Origin of the sequence: Streptosporangium sp. NPDC023825 (assembly GCF_040639575.1) — a bacterium.
Lineage (GTDB): Bacteria > Actinomycetota > Actinomycetes > Streptosporangiales > Streptosporangiaceae > Streptosporangium.
In genome coordinates this window covers 1-5,165 of record NZ_JBFAAE010000134.1, presented here as the reverse complement: position 1 = coordinate 5,165, position 5,165 = coordinate 1, and the positions used below count along the sequence as shown (strand labels likewise).

Annotated in this window: 4 protein-coding genes; 2 read left to right on the top strand and 2 right to left on the bottom strand. The window is 71.1% G+C overall.

Going from position 1 to position 5,165, the window contains the following annotated elements:
* Positions 1–134: 134 nt before the first annotated feature.
* Together AB0G15_RS43310 and AB0G15_RS43305 are read right to left on the bottom strand one after the other, a co-directional pair.
* Entirely contained in the window at positions 135–1,508 is a 1,374-nt protein-coding gene (locus AB0G15_RS43310; RefSeq protein WP_362851540.1) for an extracellular solute-binding protein, read from the bottom strand.
* A 307-nt stretch (positions 1,509–1,815) separates the two neighbouring features.
* Positions 1,816–2,850, bottom strand: coding sequence for a LacI family DNA-binding transcriptional regulator (locus AB0G15_RS43305; protein ID WP_362851538.1), 1,035 nt, complete (start codon positions 2,848–2,850; stop codon positions 1,816–1,818).
* Between the two features lie 689 nt (positions 2,851–3,539).
* Between AB0G15_RS43305 and AB0G15_RS43300 the strand changes: the two genes are divergently transcribed.
* Both AB0G15_RS43300 and AB0G15_RS43295 read left to right on the top strand, forming a co-directional pair.
* Positions 3,540–4,007 carry a hypothetical protein gene (locus tag AB0G15_RS43300; RefSeq protein ID WP_362851536.1) on the top strand — a complete coding sequence of 156 codons (468 nt, stop codon included), beginning with the start codon at positions 3,540–3,542 and terminating at the stop codon, positions 4,005–4,007.
* Positions 4,004–5,152 carry a multicopper oxidase domain-containing protein gene (locus AB0G15_RS43295; protein WP_362851534.1) on the top strand — a complete coding sequence of 383 codons (1,149 nt, stop codon included), beginning with the start codon at positions 4,004–4,006 and terminating at the stop codon, positions 5,150–5,152. The genes AB0G15_RS43300 and AB0G15_RS43295 overlap by 4 nt, the downstream gene beginning before the upstream one ends.
* The last annotated feature ends 13 nt before the right edge of the window (positions 5,153–5,165 follow it).

Sequence of the window (5,165 nt, the reverse complement as noted above, 5' to 3'; positions counted from 1 at the left end):
CAGCCCTCTCTCTTCGCCCCCCGCTTTGCGCCGCTGTGGACCTTCCTCGGTATTTGTTGCCTCGTGTTCACCCCCTAAAGCCACTGGCGGGCGGGGTGCCCGCCGCCGGGCCCGCCACCCCGGGTGTCAGAAGGTCAGCTCGACTTCGCCAGCACCTTGTTCGCCTTGGCCTCCGCGTCGGCGAGGAGCTTGTCGATGTCGGCGTCCTGCCTGGTCAGCACCGCCGACATGGCCACGTCGAGGATCGCGTAGAGCTCCTGCGACTTCGGCGGCTCAAGCTTGTTCTGGATGGCCGCGGAACCCTCCACGAAGGGGGTGAAGTTCTCCACGGGAACGGTGGCGTTCGCCTTGCGCAGCTCGACGATCTCCTTGCCCGGCGCGGTGTCGCCGTACAGGTCGGGGATCGGCAGGCCGACGGGGCGGCCCTGCTTCTTGCTGCGCTCGTAGTTGAACTGGCCCTGGCCGGGGGTCAGCTCGTGGAACTCCAGCCACAGCATGGCGGCCTTGATCTTCTCGGGCGTGGCCTTGGGGTTGATCATGTAGCCGTCGCCGCCGCTGAGCGAGGCCTTGGCCTCGGGCAGGGCGGTGACCCCGTAGTCCTCGAACTTGCCCTTGAAGTCGTTGTTGACGGCCTGGACGACGTCGGGGGCGCCGATCATCATGCCGAGCTTGCCGCCGCCCATCATCCGCATCAGGTCCTCCCACTGGAGGAGCTGCTTGGCGCCCATGCTGTTGTCGGTCCAGCGCATGGTCTTGAGGTTCTCCAGGACGGCCTTGCCCTCGGGGCTGTTGAAGGCCGCGGACTTGCCGTCGGGGGTGACCATCTCGCCGCCGCGCCCGTAGAGGGAGGCGGCGAAGTGCCAGCCGCCGGTGTTGCCGGCGCTGTACTCGCCGAAACCGACGTGCCCGGGACCGAGGGCGCTGATCTTCTTGGCGGCCGCCTGCACCTCGGCCCAGGTCTTGGGCGGTGCGGCGGGGTCGAGACCTGCCTGGGTGAAGAGCTTGCGGTTGTAGACCAGGCCCATGGAGTAGTTGTTCCTGGGCAGGCCGTAGAGCTTCTCACCCTCCTTGAAGGTGGCCAGGACGTCGGGCCGGATGTCGTTCAGCAGCTTGATGCCGCCGACGTAGGGGGTGATGTCGGCGGCCTGGCCCGCGGCGATGATCTTCTTGATATCGGTGAAGTAGACGTAGAAGACGTCCTCCATCGAGCCGCCGGCCAGCTTCGCCTGGAAGGTGTCCGGGTTGATGCAGGGGAAGGCGTCCTTGCTGTCGATCGTGATGTGCGGGTGCAGCTTCTTGAACGCTGCCACGTCCTCGTCCCAGGCGGTCCGCTCCAGCGGGTTGCTCTTCGGCGGCTGACAGCCGACGGAGATCGTGACCGGAGCTTCGGCCCCGGCGGCACTCGGCTTGGTTTCCGCGGCCTGTGATCCGCTGTCGTCGTTACCGCAACCGGCGGCGGTGAGCGCGATGGCTGCGGCGAGCAGCATCGAGAGCTTGGGGGATTTCATCCGAGGCACTCCTTGGCGGGTCGGTTGCGAGAAACATATAGAGGCGTGCAGGAAGTAGCAAGAGCCCGTCAATTCAGATGCAAAAAAGTGACAGTGATCCATCGGCCATCTCCCGGTAACACCTCCGCCGCGCGCGAGAACCCCGCCCCACCTGGGGCTACACGCATATGACACGGAGTGGAGTCATCCACTTGCGGGAAGATGCTTGATGACGTCATCTTCCTGTCGAGATTTTTAGAGGCGGCCGCCGGGAAGGTGACCGGAGGAGCCCGGCGGCGGGCGCGGCCCGGCGGCGGTTCCGGAACGGTCAGGCCGGTACGGCCCTGGGCACCGCCGGCGCGGTGGAGGCGCGGACCACGAGTTCGGGGTCGAACAACAGCTCGCCCCCGGGCAGGGCGGCGGCGTCGATCTGGGCGACCAGCAGGTCCACGGCCGCGCGGCCCATCGCCTCGATCGGCTGGCGCACCGTGGTCAGCGGCGGGTCGGTCCGGTTCATCATGGCCGAGTCGTCGTACCCGATCACCGAGACGTCGCGCGGCACCGCGAGCCCCTCGCGCCGGGCGGCGCGCACCGCGCCGAGCGCGAGCAGGTCGCTACCGCAGATCAGGCCGGTGACGCCGCGCCGCACCAGCCGGGCGGCGGCGGCCTGGCCGCCCTCCATCGAGAAAACGGCGTGCTCGACGAAGCGCTCGCCGAAGTCCATGCCGTGCGCCCGCGCGTAGGCGGCGAAGGTCTCCAGCTTGCGGCGCGACGGCATGTGGTCGGCGGGCCCGAGGAGCATCCCGACGCGCTCGTGCCCCAGGGCCCGCAGATGCCCGGCCGCCATCTCGGCGGCGGCGACGTCGTCGCAGGAGACCTGGGAGAAACCGAGGTGCCCGGCCGAGGCGTTCACCAGGACGGCGGGCAGGCGCCGCTCCAGGATGCGCGCGTAGTGCTCGTGGGAGGCGTCCCCCTCGGCGTACGCGCCTCCGGCGAAGACCACGCCCGAGACGTGCTGCGCCAGCATCAGGTCGACGTAGTCGGCCTCCTGCAGCCCGCCCGAGGTGCGCGTGCACAGCACGGAGGTGAACCCCTGCTGGGCGAGCGCCCCGCCCACGACCTCGGCGAACGCGGGGAAGATCGGGTTGTGCAGGTCGGGGAAGACCAGGCCGATCAGGCGGGCGCGGTCACGGTGCAGCCGGGTCGGGCGCTCGTAGCCGAGGGCGGCGAGCGCCGCCAGCACGGCGTCCCTGGTCGACTCGGAGACGCCGCGCCTGCCGTTGAGCACGCGGCTGACCGTCGCCTCGCTCACCCCGACCCTCTTGGCCACCTCAGCAAGCCTCCGCGTCATACCCGCAAGCATACGGCGGCTTTCGCAAGTGTTTACATCCGCTTTGCGGATCGGTGTCATATCGGCTCGCAGCGATGACGTGTCGTGACAGTCCGAGATGCGGGCTTCATGCCCCGATGGAGTCAATTGCCGGACCTCGACTCGCTGCTCACGCGGCCTCGCCGGGCAGCTCGATCTGCCCGGCGGAGCTGGAGGGCTCCGCGTGGCGTCGCACCCACGACAGCGGGAGACGTACGACAATCTGTTCTTTGCGATTGTAGAGCGAAATATTGCGACTACATGTTCGCCATCCTACGATTTTTGCATCGCCTGACACCGATCTTTTGTCAAGACGGCGGTATCGCCATGCCACCGGACGGGCCGGGTCACCCCTTCGGGGCGTGCGGACGTCAGGGGGCCGTGCGGCCGGCCCACGAGCCTGGCGACGGCGCCGCGCCCGGTCGCCCGCGCCCTCGGCGAGCCGGCCGTCCTCCTCGGCCGCGACCACGAGGCCGCCGCCCACTTCGCCCAGGCCGCCACCGTCGCCCTCGTTCTCGGCTGGTGACACGCCCGTTGACGGCACCCGTACTCCCCCGGTCGTACGCCCGGGGGGCGACCGGCCCCGCGTACACCGGGAGAAGTACGGCCGAGCGCTTCGCCTGGGTGACGACGCCCGCGTCCCGGACCGGGAGCCTGGACACCGAAATCCGACGGAGGTGTCCATGAGTTCCCCACCCGCTCCGACCGGCCGTGCCCGCGTGCCCGTTCCGGCGAACCCGGGCCGCGTGCCCGCCCGGACCGATCCGGCCCGCGTGCCCGCCTGGATCGTCTGGTCCCTGCGGGTCACCGCCACCCTGCACCTGGTGACCGTGCTCGGCCAGGCGGTCATCGCCGGCATGTTCGTCACCGGGGAGGTGGACCTGCTGGCCCACCACAGCCTCGGTGCCACCATCACCTCGGTGCTGTTGGGCCTGCAGCTCATCGCCGCGATCACGCTGTGGCGGCCGGGCCGCGGCCCGCTGTGGCCGCTCGGGGTGAGCGTCCTGCAGGCGACGCTGGTGAACGCCCAGATCGTGCTCGGCCAGGAGCGCCAGGTCGCGATGCACATCCCGCTGGCGATGGTCATCTTCGGCCTGGCCGTGTCGATGACCGCCTGGACGTGGCGGGGACAGCGGAGGGCGGCCGCGTGATCTCCAGGAGGCGTTTCCTGGGCGGCGCGCTCGGCGTGACGGGCCTGGCCGCGGCCGGATGCGGCGCGGTCTCGGCCGAGACCGCGGGCCAGGTCCTGTCCAGCGCGCTGCCGCTGCCCAGGCCGTTCACCGTCCCGCTGCCGATCCCCGCCGTGGCACGCCCCGCGCGGCCGGGACACTACGAGGTGGTCCAGCGTCCCGCGAAGGTGGAGATCGTCCCGGGGACGACGACCGAGGTGTGGGGGTTCGACGGCACCTTCCCCGGGCCGACCTTCCAGGTGCGGCGCGCGAGCCCCGTCACGGTCCGGGTCCGCAACGAGCTGCCCGTGCCGACCTCCACGCACCTGCACGGCGGGGTGACCCCGGCCGGCTCGGACGGCTACCCCACCGACCTGGTGGTGGCCGAGGGCCGCGGCTTCCGGCCCCCGCCCGGCGGCCACTCCCACCACGGCATGCGCGTGGATCCGTCGCAGTGGACGCTGCACGCGGGGGCCAGGGACTACGCGTACCCGCTGGACCAGCGGGCCGCCACGCTCTGGTACCACGACCACCGGATGGACTTCACCGCCCCGCAGGTCTGGCGGGGGCTGGCCGGATTCATGATCGTCGGAGACGACGAGGACGACGCGCTGCCGCTGCCGAAGGGCGAGCGGGACGTCCCGCTGATGATCTGCGACCGCGCGTTCGAGGAGGACGGCGCGTTCCGCTACCCGGCGACCGATCCCAGCCTGCTGGTGAGCGCCGGGGTCGAGGCCGCCTACATGGAGGGCGTCGAGGGTGACGTGATCCTGGTCAACGGCGCCCCCTGGCCGGTGCTGGAGGTCTCGAACACCCGCTACCGGCTGCGGCTGCTCAACGCCTCCAACGCCCGCCGCTACCGGCTGGAGCTCACCCCCGGCGGCCGGTTCGTCCAGGTCGGCAGCGACGCCGGGCTGCTGGCCGCCCCCGTCGCGCACGAGGCGATCACGATGGCCCCCGCCGAGCGGTTCGACGTGGTCGTCGACTTCTCCGCCTACCCGGTCGGCACCGAGGTGACGATGGTCAACACCCTCGGCACCGGCCCGGGGGGGGGCGGGGTGGGCGTTGGCCGGGGGCGGCCGGGCCCGGGGGGCACCCCGGGGGCGGGGGGGCCGGGGGCGGGGTGACCCCCCGTCCGGC